Origin of the sequence: Nostoc sp. XA010 (genome assembly GCF_020829625.1) — a bacterium.
GTDB lineage: Bacteria > Cyanobacteriota > Cyanobacteriia > Cyanobacteriales > Nostocaceae > Nostoc.
Genome location: NZ_JAIVFX010000012.1, coordinates 154,929 through 180,801 on the forward strand (window position 1 = coordinate 154,929; position 25,873 = coordinate 180,801).

General features: G+C 41.3%; 22 protein-coding genes, 2 pseudogenes and 1 CRISPR repeat array. Of the genes and pseudogenes, 15 read left to right on the forward strand and 9 right to left on the reverse strand.

Translation table 11 applies throughout. The annotated features are described in order from the left end of the window. Window positions 1-136 precede the first annotated feature (136 nt). Both LC608_RS19080 and LC608_RS19085 read left to right on the forward strand, forming a co-directional pair. Window positions 137-2,329: a hypothetical protein gene (locus LC608_RS19080; RefSeq protein WP_229555015.1), complete on the forward strand. Its 2,193-nt coding sequence runs from the start codon at window positions 137-139 to the stop codon at window positions 2,327-2,329. A gap of 13 nt (window positions 2,330-2,342) precedes the next feature. Then, the gene (locus tag LC608_RS19085; RefSeq protein ID WP_229555016.1) at window positions 2,343-4,532 is read left to right on the forward strand and encodes a hypothetical protein; all 2,190 of its coding nucleotides are present in this window, start codon (window positions 2,343-2,345) and stop codon (window positions 4,530-4,532) included. Window positions 4,533-5,017: 485 nt separating this feature from the next. Here LC608_RS19085 and LC608_RS37580 read toward each other — a convergent pair whose 3' ends face one another. After that, complete coding sequence (locus LC608_RS37580; protein WP_374108413.1) at window positions 5,018-5,158, reverse strand: hypothetical protein; 141 nt, start codon at window positions 5,156-5,158, stop codon at window positions 5,018-5,020. Between the two features lie 440 nt (window positions 5,159-5,598). After that, a pseudogene (locus LC608_RS19090) lies at window positions 5,599-6,436 on the reverse strand (IS5 family transposase). A 249-nt stretch (window positions 6,437-6,685) separates the two neighbouring features. Here LC608_RS19090 and LC608_RS19095 point away from each other — a divergent pair. Together LC608_RS19095 and LC608_RS19100 are read left to right on the forward strand one after the other, a co-directional pair. After that, window positions 6,686-6,931 carry a hypothetical protein gene (locus LC608_RS19095; protein WP_094352238.1) on the forward strand — a complete coding sequence of 82 codons (246 nt, stop codon included), beginning with the start codon at window positions 6,686-6,688 and terminating at the stop codon, window positions 6,929-6,931. A 10-nt stretch (window positions 6,932-6,941) separates the two neighbouring features. Beyond that, window positions 6,942-7,979 carry a hypothetical protein gene (locus tag LC608_RS19100; RefSeq protein WP_229555017.1) on the forward strand — a complete coding sequence of 346 codons (1,038 nt, stop codon included), beginning with the start codon at window positions 6,942-6,944 and terminating at the stop codon, window positions 7,977-7,979. 88 nt (window positions 7,980-8,067) lie between these two features. Here the strand turns inward: LC608_RS19100 and ilvA are convergent, their stop codons facing one another. Continuing rightward, window positions 8,068-9,579: a threonine ammonia-lyase, biosynthetic gene (ilvA, locus tag LC608_RS19105; RefSeq protein WP_229555018.1), complete on the reverse strand. Its 1,512-nt coding sequence runs from the start codon at window positions 9,577-9,579 to the stop codon at window positions 8,068-8,070. A 395-nt stretch (window positions 9,580-9,974) separates the two neighbouring features. Here ilvA and LC608_RS19110 point away from each other — a divergent pair, with 395 nt between their 5' ends. The 3 genes from LC608_RS19110 (at window position 9,975) to LC608_RS19120 (ending at window position 12,294) form a co-directional block, all read left to right on the forward strand. Beyond that, entirely contained in the window at window positions 9,975-10,274 is a 300-nt protein-coding gene (locus LC608_RS19110) for an RNA-binding protein (protein ID WP_229555019.1), read from the forward strand. 178 nt (window positions 10,275-10,452) lie between these two features. Next, window positions 10,453-10,968, forward strand: coding sequence for a hypothetical protein (locus tag LC608_RS19115; RefSeq protein WP_229555020.1), 516 nt, complete (start codon window positions 10,453-10,455; stop codon window positions 10,966-10,968). 345 nt (window positions 10,969-11,313) lie between these two features. After that, entirely contained in the window at window positions 11,314-12,294 is a 981-nt protein-coding gene (locus LC608_RS19120) for an aldo/keto reductase (protein WP_229555021.1), read from the forward strand. A gap of 46 nt (window positions 12,295-12,340) precedes the next feature. On the opposite strand, the gene LC608_RS19125 is transcribed toward LC608_RS19120, so the two are convergent. Further along, window positions 12,341-13,036: a pentapeptide repeat-containing protein gene (locus LC608_RS19125; protein WP_229555022.1), complete on the reverse strand. Its 696-nt coding sequence runs from the start codon at window positions 13,034-13,036 to the stop codon at window positions 12,341-12,343. 280 nt (window positions 13,037-13,316) lie between these two features. Beyond that, on the reverse strand, window positions 13,317-13,499 hold the full coding sequence (locus tag LC608_RS19130; RefSeq protein ID WP_109007232.1) for a hypothetical protein: 183 nt from the start codon (window positions 13,497-13,499) through the stop codon (window positions 13,317-13,319). Between the two features lie 82 nt (window positions 13,500-13,581). Between LC608_RS19130 and LC608_RS37585 the strand changes: the two genes are divergently transcribed. Next, window positions 13,582-13,830, forward strand: a complete 249-nt coding sequence (locus LC608_RS37585; protein WP_374108412.1) for a WD40 repeat domain-containing protein — start codon at window positions 13,582-13,584, stop codon at window positions 13,828-13,830. Window positions 13,831-13,843: 13 nt separating this feature from the next. Here LC608_RS37585 and LC608_RS19135 read toward each other — a convergent pair whose 3' ends face one another. After that, window positions 13,844-14,695: an alpha/beta hydrolase gene (locus tag LC608_RS19135; protein WP_229555023.1), complete on the reverse strand. Its 852-nt coding sequence runs from the start codon at window positions 14,693-14,695 to the stop codon at window positions 13,844-13,846. A 94-nt stretch (window positions 14,696-14,789) separates the two neighbouring features. After that, on the reverse strand, window positions 14,790-15,056 hold the full coding sequence (locus LC608_RS19140; RefSeq protein WP_229555024.1) for a Precorrin-3B methylase: 267 nt from the start codon (window positions 15,054-15,056) through the stop codon (window positions 14,790-14,792). Window positions 15,057-15,356: 300 nt separating this feature from the next. Here LC608_RS19140 and LC608_RS19145 point away from each other — a divergent pair, with 300 nt between their 5' ends. From LC608_RS19145 to LC608_RS19155, 3 genes are all read left to right on the forward strand, one after another. Further along, a complete protein-coding gene (locus LC608_RS19145) occupies window positions 15,357-16,229 on the forward strand; it encodes an MBL fold metallo-hydrolase (protein WP_229555025.1) in 873 nt (290 codons plus the stop codon). A gap of 367 nt (window positions 16,230-16,596) precedes the next feature. Continuing rightward, the gene (locus LC608_RS19150) at window positions 16,597-16,776 is read left to right on the forward strand and encodes a chlorophyll a/b-binding protein (protein WP_012407782.1); all 180 of its coding nucleotides are present in this window, start codon (window positions 16,597-16,599) and stop codon (window positions 16,774-16,776) included. Window positions 16,777-17,059: 283 nt separating this feature from the next. Further along, on the forward strand, window positions 17,060-17,383 hold the full coding sequence (locus tag LC608_RS19155) for a hypothetical protein (protein ID WP_109007228.1): 324 nt from the start codon (window positions 17,060-17,062) through the stop codon (window positions 17,381-17,383). Window positions 17,384-17,734: 351 nt separating this feature from the next. Next, window positions 17,735-18,414: direct repeats of the CRISPR family, unit length 36 nt; unit sequence TTGCAATTACCTAAAATCCCTATTAGGGATTGAAAC. 88 nt (window positions 18,415-18,502) lie between these two features. Here the strand turns inward: LC608_RS19155 and LC608_RS19160 are convergent. After that, entirely contained in the window at window positions 18,503-18,766 is a 264-nt protein-coding gene (locus tag LC608_RS19160; RefSeq protein ID WP_229555026.1) for a hypothetical protein, read from the reverse strand. Window positions 18,767-19,241: 475 nt separating this feature from the next. Here LC608_RS19160 and LC608_RS19165 point away from each other — a divergent pair, with 475 nt between their 5' ends. Then, entirely contained in the window at window positions 19,242-20,567 is a 1,326-nt protein-coding gene (locus tag LC608_RS19165) for a hypothetical protein (RefSeq protein WP_229555027.1), read from the forward strand. A gap of 257 nt (window positions 20,568-20,824) precedes the next feature. Further along, window positions 20,825-22,546, forward strand: a complete 1,722-nt coding sequence (locus LC608_RS19170; RefSeq protein WP_229555028.1) for an RluA family pseudouridine synthase — start codon at window positions 20,825-20,827, stop codon at window positions 22,544-22,546. 166 nt (window positions 22,547-22,712) lie between these two features. On the opposite strand, the gene LC608_RS19175 is transcribed toward LC608_RS19170, so the two are convergent. After that, the gene (locus tag LC608_RS19175; RefSeq protein WP_229555029.1) at window positions 22,713-24,212 is read right to left on the reverse strand and encodes a multicopper oxidase family protein; all 1,500 of its coding nucleotides are present in this window, start codon (window positions 24,210-24,212) and stop codon (window positions 22,713-22,715) included. A 521-nt stretch (window positions 24,213-24,733) separates the two neighbouring features. Between LC608_RS19175 and LC608_RS19180 the strand changes: the two are divergent. Together LC608_RS19180 and LC608_RS19185 are read left to right on the forward strand one after the other, a co-directional pair. Beyond that, window positions 24,734-24,928: pseudogene (locus tag LC608_RS19180) on the forward strand (pseudouridine synthase); the annotation flags it as partial. Between the two features lie 623 nt (window positions 24,929-25,551). Beyond that, entirely contained in the window at window positions 25,552-25,770 is a 219-nt protein-coding gene (locus LC608_RS19185; protein ID WP_229555030.1) for an RRXRR domain-containing protein, read from the forward strand. The last annotated feature ends 103 nt before the right edge of the window (window positions 25,771-25,873 follow it).

Consider the following 25,873-nt stretch of genomic DNA (forward strand, 5'->3'; position numbering starts at 1 on the left):
TTCATGAATTGCCCCTACCGCGTGTAGTTTTGCTTTATCAAAGCTGCAATATTCGCAGAGTGGATTCAATTGCAGAAATTTTCAAGGGTGTAAATTTTTTACTATTCCTCTGCATCGAAAATATAACAGATACTGTATGGAAAAGAGTTTGATTAATGCCAGCATTTCTCCACAAAGCCAAACATTTCGACCGAGTAGTACGAGTTCGTTTCATATTACTGTCGATAATGACAGCGAACAATTTGCCAGCTTTCAACTCGAAGTCCTCGCAGCTGGAGCCAGTCCTAGCTCTGGACATTTGTGGTATCGCTTGTCACCAGAGGTATCCGCAGCTAAACCGCCAGGAAGCAGTACTGACTTTCAAATCATAATTTTTAATTCTCCTCTACCAGGTTTTGTAGGTACAGTCAATCTTACAGTCAGAATTTTTTCACCACAATTACGGCAAGAACGCAGACTTATAGTCCGTCTGAATATACAGTCAGATAATAGACCACAACTTGTAGCCGTGGATTTGTTAGCAAGACAGATCCAAGTTTATCCTCGTAATACAGTGGATATACCACTGCGAGTGCGGAACTTGAGTCCACAGCCTGTTGATGTAGCGGTAGGTTTATCGGGTATTGAACCCTCTTGGCTAAGTGAGGGGGCGGAACGGCGGTTATTTTTAGCAGCTAATGCTCAAGGCGAAGCTAGTTTCCAATGCCAACCCCCGTCTGTAACTCAAGCACCCAGCCAGGAATATCAGTTTACCATAGAAGCTATGAGCCGCGATGGTTATCCAAGCACTACCCAAGGCAGTTTAGAAGTTTTGCCGGTGGGATTTGTAGAGTTTACTGCAATACCACACCAACAAACAATTCCCTACAAAAATCGATGGTTGCCTAACTGGCGCTCAAATTCAGCCAGCTTTCAACTAATATTTAAAAATGCTAGCAATCTCCAACAGCAACTTAATGTTATACTCCAGGGGAAAGACCAGCGCCAATTGACACCTCGGATATCACCAGAAAATGCAGACTTGAGTTTGGGAGAGACAACCAAGATAATTCTAGAGGTGAAAACTAAACGATTTTGGGTTGGTTGGTCAAAAATTTTACAATTTGATATCAGAGCATTATTATCTGACGATCGCCTGGGTAGTACAGAACCTACAACTCAAGCTTTGGAGTTACGAATTTTACCTGTATTACCAGTGTGGTTGCAATTAACTTTGCTAGCAATACTTGCTGGTTTATTTGCTTTATTATTGAAACCAGAAGCGATCGCACATACAAAATATGTTAACGCTGTCCGTTTTAGTGCCAATGCACTTTCTGCGGTTAGCGGTTCCGATGACAGCACAATTAGACTTTGGCGAATCAATAAAAACAAGTTAGAAGCTGAAGACAACAACGAACCTGATAAACTAAAGGGTGTATTGGGAGACACAAATAAACAAGCTGTATTTGCGTTGCGATTCGATCCGCTAGAGAATAATCGCGTCGCAGCTGGCTTAGAAAATGGTGTGATTCAACTGTGGAATGTGGCTCGACGCTCGAAAGAATATGAATTAAGCTTTCCAGAAATAGTTAACAAAACGGATAAAGTATTTGACCTAGTGTTTACGAAAAACTCTCAATACCTGATTAGCGGACATGGTAGCGGTAATGTGTTGATTTGGGAAAGAAAATCACCCTTAGAACAATTTCAGCCACAACCACAAAAAGTTATATCTCTAGGTTATCAATCGCGGTCGATGGCACTGAGTCCAGATGAACAAACTCTAGCTATTGCCGGAAACAATAAATATCTGACTTTGTTAAATTTAAACCAACCTAATAATCCTAAAAGGCGATTTTCGGTTACTTCTCCTGGGGTAGGGCATGGAAATGGTGACTATATTTGGAGTTTAGCATTTGTTCCTCAAACACCTGGATTGTTAGCAACTGCTGACTCAGATGGATATATTACAATATTGGATCTACAATGCGAAATTAGTCAGGCTCCTACTGAAACCGAACAGCAGATTAATCAAAATTGCGTGCGCGATCGCTGGCAAGTAGGAAAACAAGGAGTGCGTAGTATAGCATTCACTCAAGATGGTCGTCAGCTAGTGAGTACCGGGGATGAGGGACGAGTAGTTGCTTGGTCATTAACTTCCGTAGGAAAGCGAGAAGTTGCAGCATTGAACGGTCGAGAAATTTACAAAAGTCCCGACAATTTAAAGCTCAATAGTATTGATATTAATAACCAGGGAACTGCCATTGTTACAGGTGGCGAGGATTGTCAAGTTAATCACCAAGGTATCAAACATTGTCAAGTAAATTTAATTCGCCTTAACAAATAAGGAAAATAATGGGATGCAAATTCAACCCAGCCCACTGAAAGTAATTTTCAATCCTCCTGGTGTTCAATCGGGAATGCCAGGAGATATCCTGCAAATTTACGCTATTGTCATCAATCAGGGAAACCAGAGTGCTGTAATTGATGTATTTTTTGATGAGGCATTTCAAATTTTCAGCCAGTCAAATATTTCCCCGCGACAACGTATCGCCCTCGCACCCCAACAAAAAACAGAAGTTTCTTTTGAGTTCCAAATTCCTATTAATACCCAAGCGGGAACTTATAATTACACTTTAATCGTAGATGCACCCGAACATTATCCCCAAGAAACACCGATACCTTACCTTCGACAAATCAAAGTTCAGCCCAAAGAACACACCGTAATTAGGGAAAATGATCCAACCTTTTCTGTCAAACCTGCTACGAACCCTAGCAACCCGCTAATTTTTAAGTTTAGTGAGGCTTTACAGATAGAAGTCACAGTTGATAATCGCTCTGGTAGAGTAGACCGTTTTCGCTTGACTTGCCTGGATTTTGAGGAAACATGGTTTACAATTCGTTATCTAAAAACAGGCTTAGAAGGAGCAGGGTTGCTATCTGGGGGTAGCGGATTAGAACTTAACCCACGTGATCAAGGTCAAATATTGTTACAATTTCATCCCCCTACGGATATATTGGCTGGAAGCTACTCTCCGACAATTCGTCTGCATTCTAATAACTCACCCGACTTAGTGCTGCTGGATTTGGTATACATACAAATTCCAGAGATTTATCACATAGATGTCGAACTAAATACCATTTTGGGAACAGTTAGCCGTACTTTTGGCAAATATGAAGTAAAACTGGCTAATCGGGGTAACACCGTGCGCGAATTAGCTTTTAGTGCTAAAACTCAAGATGAAGAAGAACTGTGTACTTACGAATTCCAGCCTTCTAAAGTGAGAGTTTTGCCGACGAAAAGTGCAGTAGTAAATTTGATAGTTAACCCCGTCAATCGCTGGCGAAGACCGTTTTTTGGCTCGGCGTTGATCAATTTTAAAATTGAAGTTCAAGACCAACAAAAATTACCTCTTCCAGATAAATTGCCTCAAGCTACTCTAGTCTGGAAATCTCGCCCTTGGTGGCAATTTTTACTACTCCTGTTATTAATATTAGGACTATTGGGAGGAGTAGCATTAATTATTTGGCGAATTTTACACCCTGAGCCTTTGAAATTAGAAAATTTCCAGTCAAGTAGTCTGAGTTATGAAGAAGGAGATCGGGTGCGTTTGACTTGGGATATTGGCAATGCCGGTCGATTAGAAAAGTTAGCTTTGCTAACCACAGGTGAGGAAACTAAAGAGGATTTATTATATGATAGTAACAACACTCTTAAAGACCCATCAGGTTGTCAAAGACAGCAACAAGTGCTGAATTGCACTAATTTTCCCGGAACTACCAAACCAGGTGAATATACTTTTACTTTGAAAGCTTTTGACCGTAGTGGTCAACTTTACCAGATATCGCCTGTAAAACTTCAAATAAAACAAAACCCAGCACCGGAAGTAGTCAGTTTTCAAGCAGATAAATCTGAATATGAAAAAGGTCAAAAAGTAACTTTTAGTTGGGAAATTCGCAATCCCGAGCAACTAAAAAAACTCCAAATTATTAGAAAACAAGAAGACACAACAGTATCCAATGAATACGATTTTAATCAATTCAATCAAGGTATTCCCATGCCGATTAAGTCTTTTTGTAAAAAAGATAATCAACAGCTAACTTGTAAAAATATTCCATCAGCAGTCAATCAACCAGGGACGTATACTTTTGCACTGCAACCTTTTGCTAAGTCTATTTATCAACCTAATATTAAACAGACTGAAACTAATAAAGTAAAAATTAAACCGAAACCATTTGAAATTGTCTATTTTACACTTAATAATAGTTCAGAACCCAATATAGTTGTGGAAGAAGGTCAACCTGTGATTTTGAAATGGAAAGTAGTAGGCGAAGACATTAACGTTCAGATTTCCAACCTTGGTAACGTTAAGTCTGAAGATTCAAGACCGCTTATAGCTAATCAAGCCTTACCGTCTCAAATTGAAATTATCGTGACAGATAAGTTTAATCAACCGCCACTGCGAAAAGGATTTTTTATCAAAGTTCAGCCAGTTCCAACACCTAACAATAACATAGCCCCGTCTAACGTTCCGGATAACTCCTTGTAACCCTGTCAGGCGTTGAGAACTACCTGAGTAAACAATTAATTGTGCGATCGCTAAAATCGCCTTCATTTTTACGAATTAAGTAGTTAAGCAAAATTAATTATACATTTTTATAATAGTTAGATGTTCTGAAATATGAATAGTTAGCTAGAGAAGATAAAATGAGATTTATTAGAGATTTGAATGTAGATACAGCTAAATTACTCAGGAGGATATGCAGGTCAAACGCATATAAATTACTCTTGATTACAACCAAAGCCAAGAGGCAATCAAAAAATCAGCATTGCATTTATCGTTTGCTTTAGTTTAAGAGGCTCAAAGCGATAGCCAGAAGCGATCGCTTTCTCTTGTAGCGGATGACCGAAAACAGGCGATCGCATCTTTTAATCAAGGTAAACCTGTGATTCAGTTGTGGCTAAATGTGATTTATCAGCAGTTGATGAATCGGTTGGCAGGTTAATCTGACATAATTTTGAGAAACTGGGACATCAATGTGTAAAAATCCACCAGCGATGCCAAGCTTCATAGAATTTAGGGTAGCTGAGAGATTGGGCGCAGTAGTAGATGACTGAGTAATTTGAGGGATAGAACTTTAAATAATTCTTCAACTTAGTAACAACTTCAGGCATCTGATCCACTGTTAAAATCTCCTTCAAACTTGACGCTGCTCTCTAGCATATTTCTATTCAGCACGTTGCGGGTTACCTTGACTAAGACAGCGATCGCATCCGACTTGCCAAGGTCGATTTTCTCTAAAGATTGTGCTGCTAGCCAACGGGTGGATTCATCCTGTGCGTTGCGGGTTAGCTCGAATGTGTAACACCTGTAACAGGGTTTGAACTTTTTGGCAGGTAATTTCCATCATCTGAATGGGGAATATCGTAAACCTTACCAATGCAGACACACTGGAAATAAATTGATTTGACAAACAGTGGAAGTGAATAATCCTGCACTTCCCTAACCCCAATTTCTCTGATGATGGCGATGAAAATTGCCTGCGCCTAAAAAATGGTAGTGGTGTTTCCTCATCACCAATTATATGCTGAGAGACCATTTATAAAGTAAATCTTTAGACGGCTAGACGACGTAGCATAATTCGAGTCATAACGGCGTATATGGCAGCTTCACTCATTTCAGTCAGACGTTCATAATCCTTACTCAGACGATGGTACAGGTTTTACCAGCAATCATGTTCTTTCTACTACCCACCGCTTGGGTAAAGTTCAAACTCTTTATTAGTACGGCGCATGACTTCAACATGAGCTTGAATCATCAACCAAACAGCCAGCGCAAACTTATCACCGTCATAGCCTGAGTCAACCCAGATAACTTCAACTTTTTCTAATAACTCTGGCCGTTCCTCCAGCAGTTCCATCAAAGCATACGCTGCAAGCACTCTCTCACCAGCATTACCCTCACTTACAACCACTTTGAGCAATAGTCCCAGGCTATCAACTATTGTTTGCCGTTTTCTTCCGCAAAACTTAGCTTTCCACCGTCAAAGCCGTACACATCCCCCTTTTTTCAGTCGTTTTTACCGACTGACTATCTGCCGCGATGCCTACGGCGAGCTTCTCTACGAGACGCTTCGCGAACGCTAACGCTGTTGGTTGTGTTGACCTACCTAATTTTTCCCTCAGTTTGTCACGTAGTGTATGGTTTAATTCTTCCCAAATTCCGTATTTTTGCCATTTGCAATAATAGCTGTAAACTGTCGAACTTGGTGGAAAGTCTCCTGGTAACATGTCCCATTGACATCCTGTTTTCAAGTGATAGTATATTGCGTTGCATACTTCTCTCATATCAGTAGTCCTTGGATGTCCCCCAGACTTAGCTGGTGGAATTAAGGGAGCTAAAATAGCCCATTCTGAGTCACTCAGGTCGGTAGAATAAGCCTTTCGAGTCATTGAACGCTACGTAAATGCACTGTTTCAAAAGTATCTTTTTGATTAGTCACCTTTAGATTTACTTTATAAATAGCCTCTGAGAGGATAGTCAATAACTAACTATCAAGTTCCTCATCTGCACTTTATGATAGGTGTCAAATTCACTCAATTCAATAAAACTTCTACATAAACACACACTGATGCAGCTTGATTTGCTTGAATAGCTATATTGATAGGACATTGATACGAGAGCAATTCACAATCCTGATTATGGCAAGTAAATTCATTGATGTTAGAGAATATACTGTCAGGGCGCACAAAAGACAGATTCACACTCGTGTTTTCCAGTTTGTCTGTAAAGAGTGTAACGATCTGACAAAGCGCGAGACTTTCGGGCCTCGACCCTTATATTGTGAGAGATGTCGCCCTCCCCAAGCACCTAAGAAATCCCAGCCAGCATCTCACAAAGCAAAACCCAGAGCAATGTCTTACAAAAGTGACATCGATTTAAATTGATTAAAGCCTTATGACTCAAAATGGACAATTAGAACCACCTCCAGGTACTTTTCTCTCACCATTGTTGGAATTGCGAGACTATTATGCTCGCCTCACAGAAGAGTATGAACGCCTCTTTGTGCAGGCGCGGGAGCAGCTCGATCATGTAGAAGCGTTGTTGTCTAACTGGTCTTTTTCTGATGGCAGTAAACAGATATCAAGTCTGACGGCGGCTGATGAAACCTCAAATGTTTCCCAAGAAGACTCTTTGCGCTTTTTGTCACCTCTTGATGACATCAATGAAATGAACTTGGTGGAGTCTGTAGAGTCAGAACTTGCAAACAAAGACTTGGTTGATATCGATAATTCTTTTTCTGCTGTTGATACAAAAGAGAGTCAACCTTCAACTACATCGCCAGATATAAAGATCGCTCCAGAGAACAACGATAGTTCAATGAAGGTGGCTGAAATCCCTATGCTGCCCCAGTATAATCACGCTGTTTCGCGAATGGAAGCCATAAAACAGCTATTGCAAGAGCAGATAGGTACTGTGTGTCATATCGATTTTATCGTGCGATCGCTTTATGGAGAGTTAGATTCCAATCTATTCAAAGTAGTTAAAGGTAGGGTTCAATCTTCCCTCACCCAAGGCAGGGAAAGGAATTACTGGGTAACTATTCCTGATGAGCCAGGTTGTTATACTCTGGATCTAAGTTTGGTAGCCCCAAGTAAGCGCAATGGTGCTTCTAGGAGCATCAAAAACAAAAACAAGAAGCCTTTTGTACCCCCGCCAAAAACAGTACCGATGCTCAAAGCCTTTGAGGGTCAATTCTTAATTGATGCCCTCACCTCTCTGTTGGAAGAAAATCCAGGTAAAGTTTTCAGTGTTGCTGAAGTCATCGCCGGAATTTATGGAGAACTAGATTCTCAGCAACTTCGAGAGGTCAAAAATAAGGTGCTGAACGAATTATCTAGGGGCTATCGAACAGGCAGATTTTCTAGGGTTCCTAACCAAATTGGCTTCTATACTTGGGATTCCAATATGATATTGGAGGGTAGTTCTCGTTAAATTGGGGACTGGGGACTGCGGGCTGGGGGCTGGGAACAGAGGGGCAATGAGGCAGTAGCAGAATAACAATCCCCAATCCCCAATCCACCTATCCCAAAAACAGTTTGTATGCCGGATTCTTGTTTTCATCCCAATAGCGATAGCCTAGGTTATCGAGAAAAGCTTGCCACTCTCCCATCTCATGCGGGGGAACCTGGATACCAACAACGATTCGTCCGTAGTCTGACCCGTTGTTGCGGTAGTGAAAAAGACTAATATTCCAATTGGGACTCATGGAAGTAACAAACTTCATCAATGCACCGGGACGTTCAGGAAACTCAAAACGGTAGAGCAATTCATTGTGAGCCAGGAGAGAATGCCCACCTACCATGTGCCGGAGATGTAATTTAGTTAGTTCGTCGTCCGTTAAATCAAGAGTTTCAAATCCTTGAGCTTCAAAGTTTTCTACCATCTTTGCAGCATCAGCACGATTTTGAATTTGCACACCGACAAAAATATGGGCTGTTTTTTCATCGGCAATGCGATAATTAAACTCTGTAAGATTACGGTTGCCAATACATTCACAAAACTGGCGAATACTTCCCCGTTCCTCTGGAATTGTGACTGCAAAGATGGCTTCGCGGCGTTCGCCGAACTCTGCCCGTTCTGCCACAAAGCGGAGGCGATCAAAATTCATGTTTGCACCACAGGCTACGGCAATTAAGGTTTGTCCCTCGATTTGCTCTCGTTCTGTGTATGCTTTGGCAGCTGCGATCGCTAATGCACCGGCTGGTTCTAAAATTGATCGCGTATCCTCAAACACGTCTTTAATCGCAGCACAAGTATCATCTGTATCCACCAAAATAATTTCATCTACATACTGCTGACACAAACGGAAGGTTTCTTCACCTACTTCTCGCACCGCCACACCATCAGCAAATAACCCTACTTGAGACAAGCGCACCCGATGTCCAGCTTTTAGCGATTGAGACATCGCATCAGCATCTACTGGCTCAACGCCAATAATCTTGATTTCGGGACGCAAGCGTTTTACATAAGCCCCAATCCCAGAAATTAATCCGCCCCCTCCAATCGCTACAAAAATCGCATGGATCGGTTGCTGATATTGTCGTAAAATTTCCATCCCAATTGTTCCCTGTCCAGCAATGACATGAGGATCATCAAAAGGATGAATAAACGTCAAACCTTTTTCTATTTCTAATTCACGGGCATAGCTATAAGCATCGTCGTAGGTGTTTCCATGTAAGACAACTGCTCCGCCCCTCATTCTAACTGCGTCCACCTTGACTTGCGGTGTGGTTACTGGCATAACGATAATCGCTTTGGTTCCCAAGCGATTGGCTGCAAGGGCGACTCCCTGAGCATGATTCCCCGCAGACGCGGCAATTACACCCTGCGCTAATATATCTGGTGGCAGCTGCACCATTTTGTTATAAGCACCCCGCAGTTTAAAGGAAAATACTGACTGCATATCCTCACGTTTCAGCAGCAGTTGATTATTCAGCCGCGCAGACAAATTTGGGGCATACTCCAGTGGTGTTTCCTGGGCAACATCATACACACGGGCAGTCAAGATTTGGATGAGGTAGTCACAAAACATGGGCGTCAAGGTGTTAGCAAATGCCGGATGGAAACTAATTTTACGTTACAAGCGATCGCACTGGTTTTATTTAATTGCACTCTATCAAAATTTTAAGTGAATAAAATTTACAAATTCCTACTGTTTGAAGAGAAATAAGTTCAGTGATTGAGTTTCTTTAGTGAACTGAAATTCAGTGTGATCGCTGGTAGATTTATTTTAAAAGAGTTTCGCTAACTGTCCGAGTATTTAGACCAACAGATAAGTATAATGTTGCTTATGAATATAAATTCTCAATTTATGTTAAAGTATGCGTGAAAGATTAAATTCGGCTATGTAGTTTGTTTTTATATATATTTGTATTACAGACCTCTCCGGATCTAAATCTCTACACCCCCTGATTCTGGAGACATTCTATGTCAATTTACGTCGGTAATCTATCTTATGAGGTTAAAGAAGATGACCTCCGGCAAGTCTTTGCAGAATACGGAACGGTAAAAAATGTTCAATTGCCTATCGACCGAGAAACAGGTCGCATGAGAGGTTTCGGCTTTGTAGAAATGGAATCAGACGCACAAGAAACAACAGCGATTGAGGCCCTTGATACTGCTGATTGGATGGGTCGGAGCTTAAAAGTTAATAAAGCCAAGCCCAAGACAGACGGAGGTTCCTCTGGCGGTAGACGAGGTGATGGTGGTTCCTCCCGCCGCTATTAAGGTTTAAAACTAAGAATTTAACTCTAAAGTCTTGAGGGCAGACAAGGCGTCTGCCTTTTTTTGTGCTTTGGTTGACAGGTTTCTTTTGGACTAATGACTAATGACTTTCGCGTTGCAGTTTGATAATAACTATCCCTTATGAAGCCATGCGCTCGTTTTTGTAATAGGTGTAGCAACCATGAACCCAGAAGCTAAACATATTGTTAGCGAACTAAGGCATGAGTTCTACTCTAACTTTGCTGCTGCTATGAATTTGCCCGTGAGCATAACTGGTACATCTTATAGTAGTAATTCTCCGATCGCATCTTGGATGGATCATAGGCAGAGACTGAACTATCTAAATGTATACCCTTATACAGCACCTGATGAATTTGTCCCATTCCGTCCATTCATTCTTCGACTGGCTATTAATAAGAGTGCTGGTAGAGTCACGACGTTCAAAAAAGGACAAGTCTGCCGAGGTCTTAATTTGATGTGGGACTTTGAGTTAACTGTACTACCAAAAGAAATTTTAGACTTTCTTCCCTGGATAGTTAACTTAGTGGAGTCACATGACAAAGGCTCGCCCTTGTTGCTACAATCACCACCTCATTCATTTGAGTTAAAAGTACCAGAAATCGGGTTATTTAATAACGCATGGACTCAGAAAGCTTGGCTCCTTGCGAATTCCCCAATAGATTTATCCGAAATATAATCTGTGTGCATAAAAAATAGTAGAACGTAAATTTGAACGTCTACCATTTGTCTAGCATAATAAAAAATCATACTTTAATATTTACAGCGATCGCTACGTCCGCCGTTGACATTAGCATTCGCGCAGCGTCTCGTAGAGAAGCGGTAGCGAGTCCTCTCCCTTTGGGAGAAGGGGAGACGCCAAGGGCGATAGCGCAGCGTTAGCGAGTCAGACGCTCCTACGTCGCTAACGCTACGCTATCGAGCGTCACGAGCTTTAGCCTCTGCAAAAGTTTGCATTGCAAAATTTTTCGGTCTACTGATCTATATGCCTGATAATTAATAAGGCAATCTACAGAGAGCAAAGATGCAGACTCTCCAAAAACTCACACTCCCAAATATGGGCTGCGGCACTTGGGCCTGGGGCAACCAATTGCTTTGGGGATATGACGAAAGTATGGATGACCAGTTACAAGCGGTGTTTAACCTTTGTGTAAGCAACGGTGTGACTTTATTTGATACAGGTGATTCTTACGGAACTGGGAAATTGAATGGTCGCAGTGAGCTACTTTTGGGACGATTCAGCCAAGAATATGTAGGTTTAGGCAAAGAAAATATTTGTATTGCGACTAAGCTTGCTGCTTACCCGTGGAGATGGACACGTCAGGCAATGGTAAGGGCTTGTAAATCATCTGCCCAACGTCTGGGAAGAAAGGTAGATTTGGTACAGATGCACTGGTCTACAGCGAATTATGCTCCTTGGCAAGAGGAAGGGCTGTTAGATGGTCTTGCCGATGTGTATGAGCAAGGACTAGTTAAGGGAGTGGGACTATCCAATTATGGGCCGAAACGGCTTAAGCAAGTGCAGAAAAAGTTTGCTGAACGAGGCGTTTCTATTAGTACTTTGCAAGTTCAATATTCTTTGTTGTCTACATATCCTGTCACGCAACTAAAGCTCAAAGACCTTTGTGATGAGTTGGGAATAAAACTTATTGCCTACAGCCCTCTAGCTTTGGGGCTACTGACTGGGAAATACTCCCAGCAAGGCCCTTTGCCCAAAGGCATCCGAGGTTTGCTATTTAGGCAGATATTACCAGGAATGCGATCGCTTTTGGCATGTTTACAAGAGGTGGCACAGTCCAGAAACAAAACCATGTCACAGGTAGCAATTAATTGGTGCATCTGTAAAGGAACCATTCCTATCCCTGGAGCAAAGAGCGTGGAACAGGCGAGGGAGAATATTGGTGCATTGGGTTGGCAATTAGACGCCAGTGAGATTGCTGAGTTAGATAGGGCAGCAGCGAATGCAGACAAAAAAATGGTACAAAATATATTTCAAACTAAGTAAAATTTCAACGTTGCTGAATTTGAATATGAATCATTATTATCATTAGTTACTGTCTAGCAAAAGCCAAGTCACTTTCAATTAACTTAGCACCTGTGAGGTTAGCCCCACTCAAATTGCAGAAGTTAAAATTTGCGCCTCTGAGGTCAGCTAGCGATAGATTAGCTCCTGTTAAATCTGCATTAGTAAAGTTAACTTCACTTAAGTTAGCGCTACTTAAGTTAGCCCCCCTCATATCTGCTAATTGCAGGTCTGTCCCCTTTAAATTTGCCCTCATTAGGTATGCCTTACTCAAGTTGGCTGCACTTAAATTAGCTTCACTTAGGTCTGCTGCTGTTAAATCAGCTTTACTTAGATTAGCTTGACTAAGGTCTGCCCAACTCAACTTTGCATAACTTAGATTAATTTCACTCAGTTTCGAGGTCGCAAGTACTGCACACCTCAAATTAGCATTAATAAAATTTCTTTCTCCCATTGCATAACGGCGTAAAATTTCATCAGATGCTACTCTGTTTAAAACAGCTTTTGATGCGCCTTGATAACACCATGCAGCTTCTAATAGTTTGGTAGCAGTGTTAACAGCTACCTCATCACATTTAGCTATTATCACGCCATTGCAGCCATCCCACTGACCGTTAACCATAAAGGCAATCTCACTAGCAGCAGCAATTGAGTCAAATAGTAAAATAGATTCTTTGTGCCCTTTTAACCAGCTATTCCAACCAATCGAGATAATATTTTTCATTTCTATAGTTTTTGGCGCGTTAAGTGACGATTACGGCTCTAACTTCAAGATATTCATAAACTCTGCTTACTCTATCTCGGCCTTAAATTATTTATTCAGAGTTAGTTCTAGCAGACACAAGTACAAAAAACTGGGCTTCGTTTTTTAAGATTTCTCTATTATGCGCTAGCTAGTGACAGAGCGCTGCACAAAGACCTACAACACTGATGCAGGCCATCTACAGCGCCCAGTCACTAAGGAGTTACAACCGGATTAGGTATAAACTCTGCAAGAACTAAGTTTAAGCAGCTGAGTCTGAGCGTTCTATTTGCTGGCGAATGGTTTCAATAGAAGCATTAATGCCAGCCAGTCTGGACTCTAAATCATCTCGCATCCAAATCAAGAATTTTAATTTCCGCTCTAAGCCAGCTTTGCGCGAAATGGGTTCGCTTCCATAACAGGCATTACCCCAAAAAGGAAACATAGTTTACCTGTGTATTTAGCTTTTGTAACAGCGCGATATATTGCACTACTACACTACATTATGACTAATCACAATCAGGCTGGTGTGTGTAACAACCGACCTAAATTTGACGTGCTTAACGAACTTTGCTAAAAGTTATCTATATTTTGATGGCAGTATTAACCTGTGGAGTTCAGAGACTTTGAAACTCTTGCACACCTTTCGGGATGGTTCCAGTTCCGTTTTAGTGCTTGCTCTGAGCCTGGATGGTAAAACGCTCGCTAGTAGCAATGAGGATGGCACTATCCATATTTGGCAAATTAACAACTGCATTAGTTATAATTCACATTAGGCGTAAATGGTATTTAAGGCAGAATAGTATGATGGGATAATTCCTGATTTGCCTTTACAAGCTTAATAAATTTTTGCAAAGTTTTTTGATACTTTTCTTCAGCTACCAAGAATAAATCATTATGATTTGCCTCCTCAAGCCATAAAGAAAGTTTTGGAGATATTGCAGCATTGAACAATTTTTCTCCATGAGCAAAAGGAATGATATCGTCTGCTTTTCCATGAATAACCAATATCGGACATTTTACTTTTTTTATCTTCTCCAAATTGGAAAATTTATCAAAAGGTAAAATCCGAAAAGGTACTATTACTTGGAAAGCGGAAATAAACGAACTTTCAATAATTAAGCCAGCTACTGGTTTATGCATTGCTAAGTTTACCGCAGAACCACCGCCAACCGAACGCCCCAAAACTATAATTCTTTCAGGTGATATTTTTAGATTTTGCGTCAAATAATTGTAAGCGCTATTGATATCTTCATAAGCATAGCTTTCTGTCGGCTTTCCTTGACTGGTACCATAACCACGATAATCATAAGCAAAGACACTAAAACCCCAGTCATGTAATTTTTCTAGGATCTGTTTGATATCTCCTAAATCTTCAGAATTACCATGAGAATAAAGAATGGTATAATTAGCTTTATTGTTCAATAAATATGTAGCTGAAATATTCGTATCTCCCCCACTTTTTAACTTAATAATTTTTGGATTATCCTCATAGCTAGAAGGTTGAGACAGAAAAATCATGCTATCTGCCCGAAAATATACATATCCACTAAAAAAGATATAAATAAATATTAAAGATTTAAGCAATCGTTGCCAAGTCAAATCTCCAATTAGCACTTTTATAAGTTGCTGTTTTTCCATTAAATTTTATTTCTAGGGTAAAAATATTTTGTTCTACAGCAAATAAAATTTTTTATTTGCTGTAGTTGTGATGCACTGAATATCATACTTAATACTATTTTGATTTTCGTGCCGATTTGGGCGGTGTTCGGTGTGCGCCAAAATACTTCTCACTGCGATAGCGCAGCCATACCCGCAACGCTTGCGGAATCTGCTCTTTTTGTTCTTTGCTCAGTGTATTGTAAAGCAAGATTGCGCGATCGCGCTCACCCCGACAGGCAGCATTGTTGTGAGCATCCCAATAGCTACGGGCTACCCGAATCCGCCGACAGACTTCCTTAATTAGCGCTTCTCCTGTGAGTGGAGCGTCCTGGTTTGCCATATTCAGATGCGATAAATTTCTAATGCGATCGTAGCGAGTCAGACTTATTCTCGCAATTACAACCCAAGCAAGTCAAACCTGCAACTCGATTTCACTTTGGAGCATCCACCAGTTTTAATTGACTCACTCCAACCCAAGCAAGTCAAACCTGCAACTCGATTTCACTAGACTTTAGACACAGACTGCAAAAGTAACTTAGCAATTAAATCCTGTGAAAACATAAATTTATTCACTCCTAAGTATGGTGATTATTCATATTTTTTCATCTTTAAAAGAGATTGATGCTCGGTAGAATCATTTATGCGTATTCATCATCTTAATTGCGGTTGTATGTGCCCGATTGGTGGGGCACTCTTCGACGGTTTTAGTCGTGGGCTAACAGCCTGTCTCGTCTGTCACTGTCTGCTCATCGAGACAAATCAGGGACTTGTTCTCATAGATACAGGCTTTGGTCAGCGCGATATCAAAGCGCCATTATCAAGACTCAGCCCCTTCTTCATGAATTTGAATCGCATCAAGTTTGAAGAAAAATACACGGCAGTTGCAGCTATTGAGCAACTTGGCTTGAATCCGCGCGATGTCCGCCACATAGTGCTTACTCACCTCGATTTTGACCATGCAGGCGGGTTGGAAGATTTTCCCGAAGCAACCGTGCATGTAATGCTCAGTGAGATTGAAGCAGCGCGGGAACGGCAAGGGTTTGTCTCATCTCGACGTTACCGCCCTGGCCAGTGGGACGAAGTAAAAAATTGGAAGTATTATTCGCCTGGTGGTGAACCTTGGTTCGGCTTTGAGGCAGTACGTAACCTCGAAGGACTACCGCCCGAAATTCTCCTGATACCGCTCGTCGGTCACACACTAGGTCATGCAGGTATCGCCATTGACACATCCGAAGGATGGCTCTTACATGCAGGCGATGCTTACTTTTACCGGCACGAAATCGGCTCTCCTAAACGAGTTTGCACACCTGGTCTACGTGCCTACCAGTCGTTCATGGAGGTAGACCGCAAGGCTCGACTTTCTAATCAAGATAAGTTACGGGCGTTATCGCTCGACCACAGTAGTGAAGTGCGCCTCTTTTGTAGCCACGATGCGATCGAGTTCAAAACCTTCGCTGACCAAGATAATTCGCAATTGCAGAAAGACAATTTGCGCTCAACAGCTTCCAATTAGCTCAAAAACTCAATGCATCTCAACGGAATTATGCGGTTTTTAAGGTTCTGCTGAGATGCGTTGATGAGTTTTAATTCAAAGTAAAATCTCTTACTTAAGCTTGTCAAGCTTTTAATACCTGCTCAAGTGGATTTCAATAAGCATTAAGAGCAAGAAACAGCAGAGTTTGTGCTACAGGCGATGCCTGCGGCGGGCTACGCCTACGCAAAATTTCAGAAACCACTTTTACTCTACAACGTGAATCGAAATGAAAAAATGTTGAGCAGATTTTCTTTATTCACTTAATGTTGCATTTTTTTAAACATCTGTTACATTACTTTACAGACAGTTACAACTGCTACAACACTTGAACTTTGGAGTTTTACTGATGACAGGTTTTAAGAATCCTGCGCCTATTGTTTCAGAAGATCCTAATGCTGTGCGTTTTGGCTTCACTCCTCAGAGTGAAAACTGGAACGGTCGTCTTGCGATGATTGGTTTTTTATCTGCGATTTTGATTGAAGCTTTTTCTGGTCAAGGCTTACTGCATTTCTGGGGCATCCTCTAAATTGATGCTAGGGGAGTAGCACACCCGTGCTACCCTTAACTGCTCAGTCCACGCAAATAATTCGTTTCTAAGGGACTTCCAGCAAATAAATTATCCAATTTACTCAGATAATATTTTTCTTTCTCTCCCTGCCCCCCTGCGTACACCGCGATAGGATTTGTTTTAGTTGGAAGTCCCTAACCTATGGTGGTTGTTGGAATTGGTGCAAAATATTAGATTTTTCCGGTTTAGCCAAAATATAAGTGAATAATTACTTTACATTGAATATGTATAGCTAAAACTCATGGAAATACCCCAACGCGTATCAGTCCGCTACAAAGACGCGTCCTTCAACAGTAATGAAATCCGTTTGAAAACTTTTCGGCTTGGTTTACAAATATGGGAAGAACAAACTAAACCTAGAAAAACAGAGCTTTATCAGTTTATATCGTCGTGCTTGAAACAAGTTGACCGCCAAGATCGTTTTATGTTTTCTCTGCTGTTCATAGAATTAACAGACCTCATACGCAATTCTTCGCTGGAAAGGGGGACAAAAGAGGTTTTGATTAAAACAGCTTTTAGGGAGTTTGCTTGTGCAATAACAGACTTTGAAGACGTTGGCAAATAAGGTTGGTTATGAGAGTGCTGGTATTGCGTAAGTGTAGCCTAACCCAGGCATCACCCTGAAGTCAGTTAACCTATAGGATATTTATAAGTAAGCAGCTTTCCCATCAGATTAGTTTTTTCGCTGAATGCGCGGATGGGTAGGTGTTCGGGAAGGAGTGATGCAAAAAATGGCTGAATTGTCCTATATGCAAGAACTTGAGAGCGTAAGCATTTCTAAACCATCCGCGCACCTTATGGGGACTAGTTTTCAGCCATTTGCCTCTAGCCAAATTACAACTCCTCGTGTTATGATTTTTGCATTCGCGCAACCGAACCTTGAAAATCAAATAGAGCAAGATTTTCAGAAGCCAGCATTGCAATTACCTAAAATCCCTATTAGGGATTGAAACCAGAGGCGGCACGGCTGGCAACTACTGCAAAGAGATTGCAATTACCTAAAATCCCTATTAGGGATTGAAACATGCTGCTACCTCATCTGCATCTAAATCTGCTTCATTGCAATTACCTAAAATCCCTATTAGGGATTGAAACTATCATGTTCTGATGATTAGCCTGGTGAAAGTATGCTTGCAATTACCTAAAATCCCTATTAGGGATTGAAACGCATGGCTAAAAGAGATTATTGGAAATCGGAAAGATTGCAATTACCTAAAATCCCTATTAGGGATTGAAACTTAAATCATGGCTTGCAGCGTCCATCAAATCTTTATTGCAATTACCTAAAATCCCTATTAGGGATTGAAACAAAAGCTTACGAGATAAGCACTGGCGCGTGCTGCACCTTTGCAATTACCTAAAATCCCTATTAGGGATTGAAACGAGGACGTATCCCAACTTCCTTGTTATTCTTAGATATTGCAATTACCTAAAATCCCTATTAGGGATTGAAACATGTAGATTTCCTTAAGGGTGAAATAATAATCATTGCAATTACCTAAAATCCCTATTAGGGATTGAAACATCTAGACGATAACGGGGCATTGGCTAATCTTAAAATTGCAATTACCTAAAATCCCTATTAGGGATTAAAAGGCGATCGCATCCTATCAACAAAAAAAAGTCCCCACACTTAAGGCAGGGACTACAGGCTGATTCTAAGTACTTATTAATACAAGATCAACTAAGATACTTTCGGTTGTTGCCATAGGATGAGTTTCAATTCAGAGCAGTAGCAACCCCCACCACTAATTTCTCCTTCGTAGTCAGCTAGCCAATCATAAATTAGTGTAGCTTTTGCTAATGCCACTTTTTCTGATCGATAAAGCCGAGGAGTAGGGCAGTAGGCTTGGCCATTGATGTGTATAGCTGCAATTTGCCAATAATCGCTCTCTGGTACAATTTCTAAAAACCCGTTACTGTAAGGCTGGATTATTCCTATGTTCATCTACAACCATCAAACTTTAAAATGAAGACCATAACAAAGTCGATACCAGCCAATTCTTCAGAGTCAAAGCTGGAATCACCAGGGAATGCAGTAGCAACCCCTGCTAATGATTGTGGGTTCGTAGTCAATGAAAATCTGAATGATTAGTCACTTTTTGGCTTGATTGCCTTATTGTCAGCAAGAATGGCAAGAGAAATAGGGACAAACGGGGCTAAATTACCGAAAAATTGGGTCTAAAGCTTCACTCTAAAGAATTTAGAGTAATCCAAATTGCTATTGCAGCGATCGCAATCTCCAACTCCTGCTTTTACACTGATGCGATCGCAAAAATGGGGAAACCACAGTCCGGCGTATAGCTGACGACACCAAACGAAGGATTTTGAAACCTAAACTTTTAAACTTTCAGTTACCCTTAATGCACTCAAGTATGGTTACACTACCGACATAGTAATCACTGTTGGTGGAATACCGAGCGATGTATAAAAATGCTAAAAGATTGACTGCTATTTTTCTGTTGGTTTTTCTGTTGATTGTTACTATCAACTTTGCAGTAATTGCTCAAGATAGTTCAGATGCCCCTCCTGTAAATTTTGCGCCTCAGTTATGTTCAGTGCCTCCTGAACTGAAAACTCAACAAGTTATTGCCGACAATCGTAGTAACGAAGTTAAAATGGGCGATCGCATTAGAATAAAAGTTGAAGGATTATCAGCAGCGACCAGAAAAGCAACGGCTAATGCCACCAATTTATTTGATCCTAGACAATTAGTGTTGTACCTGGATGGCTATGAACTAGAGGATGTCCACGGAGAGCCGGTCATCGTTAAGGTTGTGGGTAAAGATCAAAAGACAGTTCTTCAAGATGATTGGTTAGCCTTTCGACTTGAACGCACCGATTCGTCTCAAGCTGCATGGAATGGGCTTCTTGGTAGACCAAGCAGATACAGTATTAACACGATAGCGGGAGTAGGCTGTCCCAAAAAGCTGGCAATTCCAGTGAGCGATGGTTTCCCACCTCCTCAATTAACAATAGTTCTGTTTTCGTGGCGATTTTGGCTGTGTCTGTTTCTACTTGTCGCTGTTGTATTAATGTTCATTAGGTATTGCCGAAACACTCTTCGTAGCTCTGGAATAGAAGGGGTTTACTGTCAAAAAGAGGTGATTGGTGGACAGGAACTGTTGATCACTGAAAAGGCTGCTCTTAAAAATGAATATCGTCAAAGCCGAATTGGTCAAATTTTTCTTGGCAGAAAAAAATTGAACAGAAACCCGTTCAGTCTATCGATTTCTCAACTTGCTTTTTGGACATTTCTAATTTTTGGTGCTTACCTGATTATCTACGGCATAACAGGAGATTATACCAATATTTTGACACAACAATCACTAATATTATTGGGAATCAATTCTGTAACTGCATTTGGTACTTCGTTAATTGATGGGCAGGGGAATGAGAAGAAGAGAAAAGGTAGTCAACGCGTTTCTGAAGGTTTTTTCTACGATATATTATCGGATATTAATGGAGTCAACTTCCATCGATTCCAAACATTTATTTGGACAGTTGTGGTTGGACTATTCTTTGTTTGGGAAGTCCTTAAAAATCTAGCAATGCCGGAATTTGATGACACACTTCTTACACTACAAGGAATCAGTGCCGCAACATATCTTGGGCTTAGAGGGCAAGAGCAGCATGGTATGATAAGAGAGCCAGAATCTATATCCATAGAAGATAATTTATCTGAACAACCGCTTTCACCAGAACAAGCCAATCCACCACAGAGCGATTCATCGATTCCTGCTCCCTAAATTCTAGACGTTGAATCTTTGGCTGCGTACCCGCTCAATCGAGGCGATCGCACTCGCACTATCTTGTTATCCCTTTCTTTATGAAGCTGCGCCAAATCTCTTAATTTCTTATTTCTTGGCGGTAGCCTGCGGCAAGCTGTTTTGCGTCTACGTTCTTTATTTCTTGCACTATCGGCGCATCTTCATACAGAATTGGTATTTAACAAAGGCAATAATTTCATACATCAGGATCAACTAGATTTGCAATCATACTTTGTATGTTAGTTCTGCACGTACTCTCAGATTTTATCGACTGCGATTTTGCGATAAGTGGCTCATCTCCTAGTTATTGGTACGAGGGGCGTTGTCTCCAAAGTGGCGTAGGGGTAGCCCATCGTAGACATCGCCTGAAATTACCCCGCACCTCAATATCTGAAGCGATCGCTCACGGACTCATGCAACAACTTGCCAAAAATGACTGTTATTTTCGTGAAGGCAAGATGTATGGAATACTATTAGTTGAACTGCCTCATGGCGAACAAAGGGTACTCAAAGCCTTCTCGGGTCTTTTGAATGGTTGCAGTGTAGTTGAAGGATGGGTTCCACCAATTCCAGGACGAGACGAAGTTGCTTTGGAAGAAACCCGCACTTTGGCACAGTTGGACGCGATTAAGCACGAACTCTTTACCTTAAAGCAACTAACCGAACGCCAGCAGTATGAAACTCTGTCTGATGAATTTGAGCAACAATTGCAAGCAATGAGCGATCGCCATCGCTATAGCAAACATCAACGACAACAGAAACGTCAGCAAATCTGCAATACGCTTACAGAAGAAGCACTCACGATTGCCCTTGAACAACTCGACGAAGAGAGTCGTCAGCAAGGAATTGAGCGACGACAACTTAAACGCCAACAAAATGAATTATTACAGCCTCTTCAACAGTTAATTGCAGCAACCGATACGCGAATTAGCGAACTGAAACAACAGCGTAAAGCACTGTCGCGTCAACTCCAAGCTCAGATGCAGGCTAGCTACAGCCTGACTAACTTTTCTGGGCGATCGGTATCATTACAGCAATTGATGCCAGGAGGTTCGCCCACTGGCACAGGAGACTGTTGTGCCCCGAAGCTGCTCCATTATGCGGCAACACATAATCTCAAACCCCTGGCAATGGCAGAATTTTGGTGGGGTGCATCTTCAGTAAATCAAGATAAAATCCAGGGAAAATTTTATGGAGCATGTGCCGAGCGATGCCAGCCATTAATGGGATTTTTGCTCTCAGGCTTGAAACCTAAACCCCCAGCCCTCTCCCCTAGCAGGGGAGTAAGAAGCCCCTCCCCTCATAGGGGAGGGGTTGGGGGAGAGGTCACTTTACCCATTATTTATGAAGACGAATGGCTGATTGTTGTAAATAAACCTACTGGATTACTTTCGGTACCTGGGCGTTATCGCGATCGCCAAGATAGTGTCTTGAGTCGCTTACGTCATCTATTACCGGATGGGATGGCACTTGCATCTGTGCATCGCCTAGATCAGGAAACATCGGGGATTTTGTTGTTAGCACGCGATCGTCAAACCCATCGGCAAATTAACCAACAGTTTCAGCAACGCCAGGTTCACAAGGTTTATGAAGCGATACTTTCCGGTGTTGTGACAGTTGACCAAGGTAAAATTGACCTGCCACTCTGGGGAGATCCTGAAAATCGTCCTTATCAAAAAGTCGATTGGCAGGACGGTAAACCCAGCTTGACACACTTCCAGGTAATTGCGAGAGAACAAGATTACACCCGTGTAGAATTTACGCCGCTCACAGGGCGCACTCATCAATTAAGGGTTCATGCGGCTGATGCGCGAGGACTTGGGGTAACTATTTTAGGCGATCGCCTTTATGGATGCTGTGCAGTTACCAGTCGCTTACATCTGCACGCCAGGGAACTTCGTTTCCAGCATCCGCAGTTAGAAAAAACCCTTCATTTACAAGCAATTACACCCTTTTGACGCTCAACGAAGAAGACTTGGGGACAAAGAGAAAGACTTGTTGCAAAGACTCATATTATTTCACGAAATAATTGATACAAATCCCTTTTTTTGCCTCCCCTGCTTCCCCTGCTTCCCCTGCCCTCTGCCCTCTGCTTTCTCTCTAAACATCCCTTAGCGTTAATGCCTATAAAGGTGGAGCTGGAAGTGGCTTTGCTGCAACTGCCAAAGGTGAGCGTCCGCCCCGTCCCACTTCAAACTGATTCATCATATCGTGGTCTTCGTGAACTGAATTGTGGCAGTGTGACATATATTTACCTGTATTGGGGCCAAACTTACCAATTACTCGTATAGTTTCGTTTTCCCCAACATAAAAGACATCTTTCAACCCACGCTCGTAAGGAAAAGGTGGTCTCCCATTACGGTCAAGCATTAGGCAATCAATTAGGTGAAGGTGGATAGGATGAAACGCACGACCTGATGGGTTAGACAATTTCCAGATTTCAACATCGCCTAATCTAGGATTAGCATCAATTCGGGTGTTATTCCAGGCTTTGCCATTGATCACCCACAGATTATTAGAGCGCTCATACTTAAATTCTCTGGTTCGCACTGCTGAAGATTCTGGGATAGGCTGGATTGTACGTAACCTAGAGGGAATAGAGCTATTATCTGGTTCACGCCGCACAACATCAAAGCGCATAATTTGATTCGTACCGTCGTAATTCGTGTTGTTAGGAAGTCCGAGATTTCGCAGCACTACCTGAGAGCCGACTGGGTATTTAGAAAAGTCAATAATAAATTCGTAACGTTCTGCTGCCGCCAACCGGAAATTTTTGACTTTAACTGGTGCGCTCATTAATCCGGCATCAGTGCCAATCATAATAAAATCATCGCCGTTGCTCAGGGCAAGATTATAAGAGCGCGAAATCGAACCATTCAAGATCCGGAAACGGTACTTACAGGTATCTACCTCCATGCGCGGCCAAGGCGCACCATTGACTAAAATAACATCACCATATTGACTAATTTCACCTTGGGTATTGAAGACTAACCTGCCCTGATTAGTAAACTGCTTATCTTGGATAAATAGTGGTACGTCGTATTTACCTTTGGGTAAGGGTAGTCCAAGCTCAAAGTCATCTTGAACAATGTACATGCCTGCCAAACCCATATAAATATTACGCGCAGTATTATGAATGGCGTGGTCGTGATACCATAACGTAGCCGCGCGTTTGTTGGGATAGACGTAATCTTTGTAGAAACCCGGTCGTGTCAAATCTTCAGCATAGCCATCGTACTGCGGTAACGATCCCATGCCATGTAAGTGAACTGATGTTGGTGTATCGACACTATTATTGATAAAGCGAATTATTGATTGTCGCCCTTGACGTTGCTTAATTGTGGGACCAGGAGCAATACCGTTATACGCCCATATCTGCGTTGTTAGCCCAGGTAAAATATTAACCTGAGCTTTTTTCATCGTGATCTGGTAGTAATCTGTGGTCGCATTGCTCCGCACTGGTTTAAGTACTGGCGGTATGGGAAGTTTGATCCTGAAACGAGTAGGCTGAGGACTACCAGCAGTAGCTGCTTGTCCACGAGATACCAAGCCTATAGGAATCAGCAAAGAACCACCTGTAAGCGCTCCTAGCTTCAGAGCTTCTCGTCTAGTTATTTTTATCATTTTAATTTCTTTATTGGTGTATTGCGAAATTGGCCTGAATGTTTCTAGCAATCAGTAGATTTGAAAAAGTTTGAAATACTAAGATTTATGTACTGTACAAACACATCATTTTGTGTATTAAGGTAAATAGGTCGTCTCAGCTTTTTACAAATCATTTTTTATCATTTGCATAGCATTCTTTATGTGAATATACATTTTTGTTTGTTTGTTAAATTTACAAATATATCCACAGAAAGTCAACCAGTTAGTAATTCAATTTAATCCTACAAGCTTACAAATGAATTGATTTCTGCTTTACAGGTTATATTCGTACTTCTTTTTAAATTTAGAAAAGCCAACACCTTTTTTACTAAGTTTTTAAGTCAATGGAAAAGTTTTTGTCCGCTATGTCTAAAATATTAAGTAAGTTATGGAGAGCAAACTTATCTACAATACTAACCCATTCAATGTCTTTCTTTAGTACAGTTTCTTGCTAATTATAAACATTATATTTGATGTTTCTCTTCACTTATATATAACTATTACGTTATCTATTGCTGAATGGGATGGCGCTTGCATATGTGCATCGCCTAGATCAAAAAACATCTGGGATTTTGTTGTTGGCACGCGATCGCCAAACCCATCGCCAAATTAACCAGTAGTTTCAGCAACGCCAGGTTCACAAGGTTTATGAAGCGATACTTTCCGGTGTTGTGACAGTTGACCAAGGTAAAATTACTTCGCTTCGAGCATCCGTAGTTAGAAAAAACCCTGCATTTACAATCAATTATGCGCTTTTGACGCTCAACTCTCGCCTAGGAAGGAGGAAACCCACTGCTTTACTTTAATCTCCTCCCCTAAGAGTTAGCCTATTGCTTTTTAAATTTGTATGTGATAATTTCTGCTTGTAGTTAATTAAACGGTTATTCGACCAATTTACCGTATTTAAAAACTGATATCACAGCTAAGAGACTTCCCAAAAAAATGTTCAAGGAAATCTCTAATGAGCGGTAAATATAAGAGTGTAGGAGTTTACCTCTAAACTCTCATTCTTATCTTTTTTTATTAAAAAACGAACCTCTCCAGGCACAAAGAAGCCAGTGCGCCCTTGTAATTCCTTGACTTGTACTCCTACGGGGAAGCAAGCTACGCTCTTAGCGTTAAGGTAGGGTAGCAACTGGCATGACACAGAGAGAAAGATTCTAAACTTGGTTTACTAAACATTGTTGACTTGACAACCACTAGTGATGATGATTTTGCCAAAATCCAAAAGACTGCTGACTGGATGCTCAAGCAAAGGATTCTACCAAAAAGGTATAGATGTTGCTGCTACTATTTGTCCCACAATTCACAATTTTATATGAGTAAAGTATTCATTCTTAATGCCAACCAACAACCGTTATATCCAGTACGCATCAGCCGTGCTAGGCTGCTATTGTCACAAGGTAAAGCTACCGTATTTCAGCGATATCCTTTTACTATAATTCTGAAGGAATCCCTTTCTCATTTTAAACTTGAGCAACTTGGCTTCAAAATTCATCCTGGTATTAAAACTACTACTACGCCACGACGGAAATAGAACAACCATTTAAAATCCCTACAAAGCTGATTTCATAATGCTTTTGACTTTTGAATGCGTGACTTCCGCCTTGCGGTACTAGTACTATTGTCAGCAAAGATAA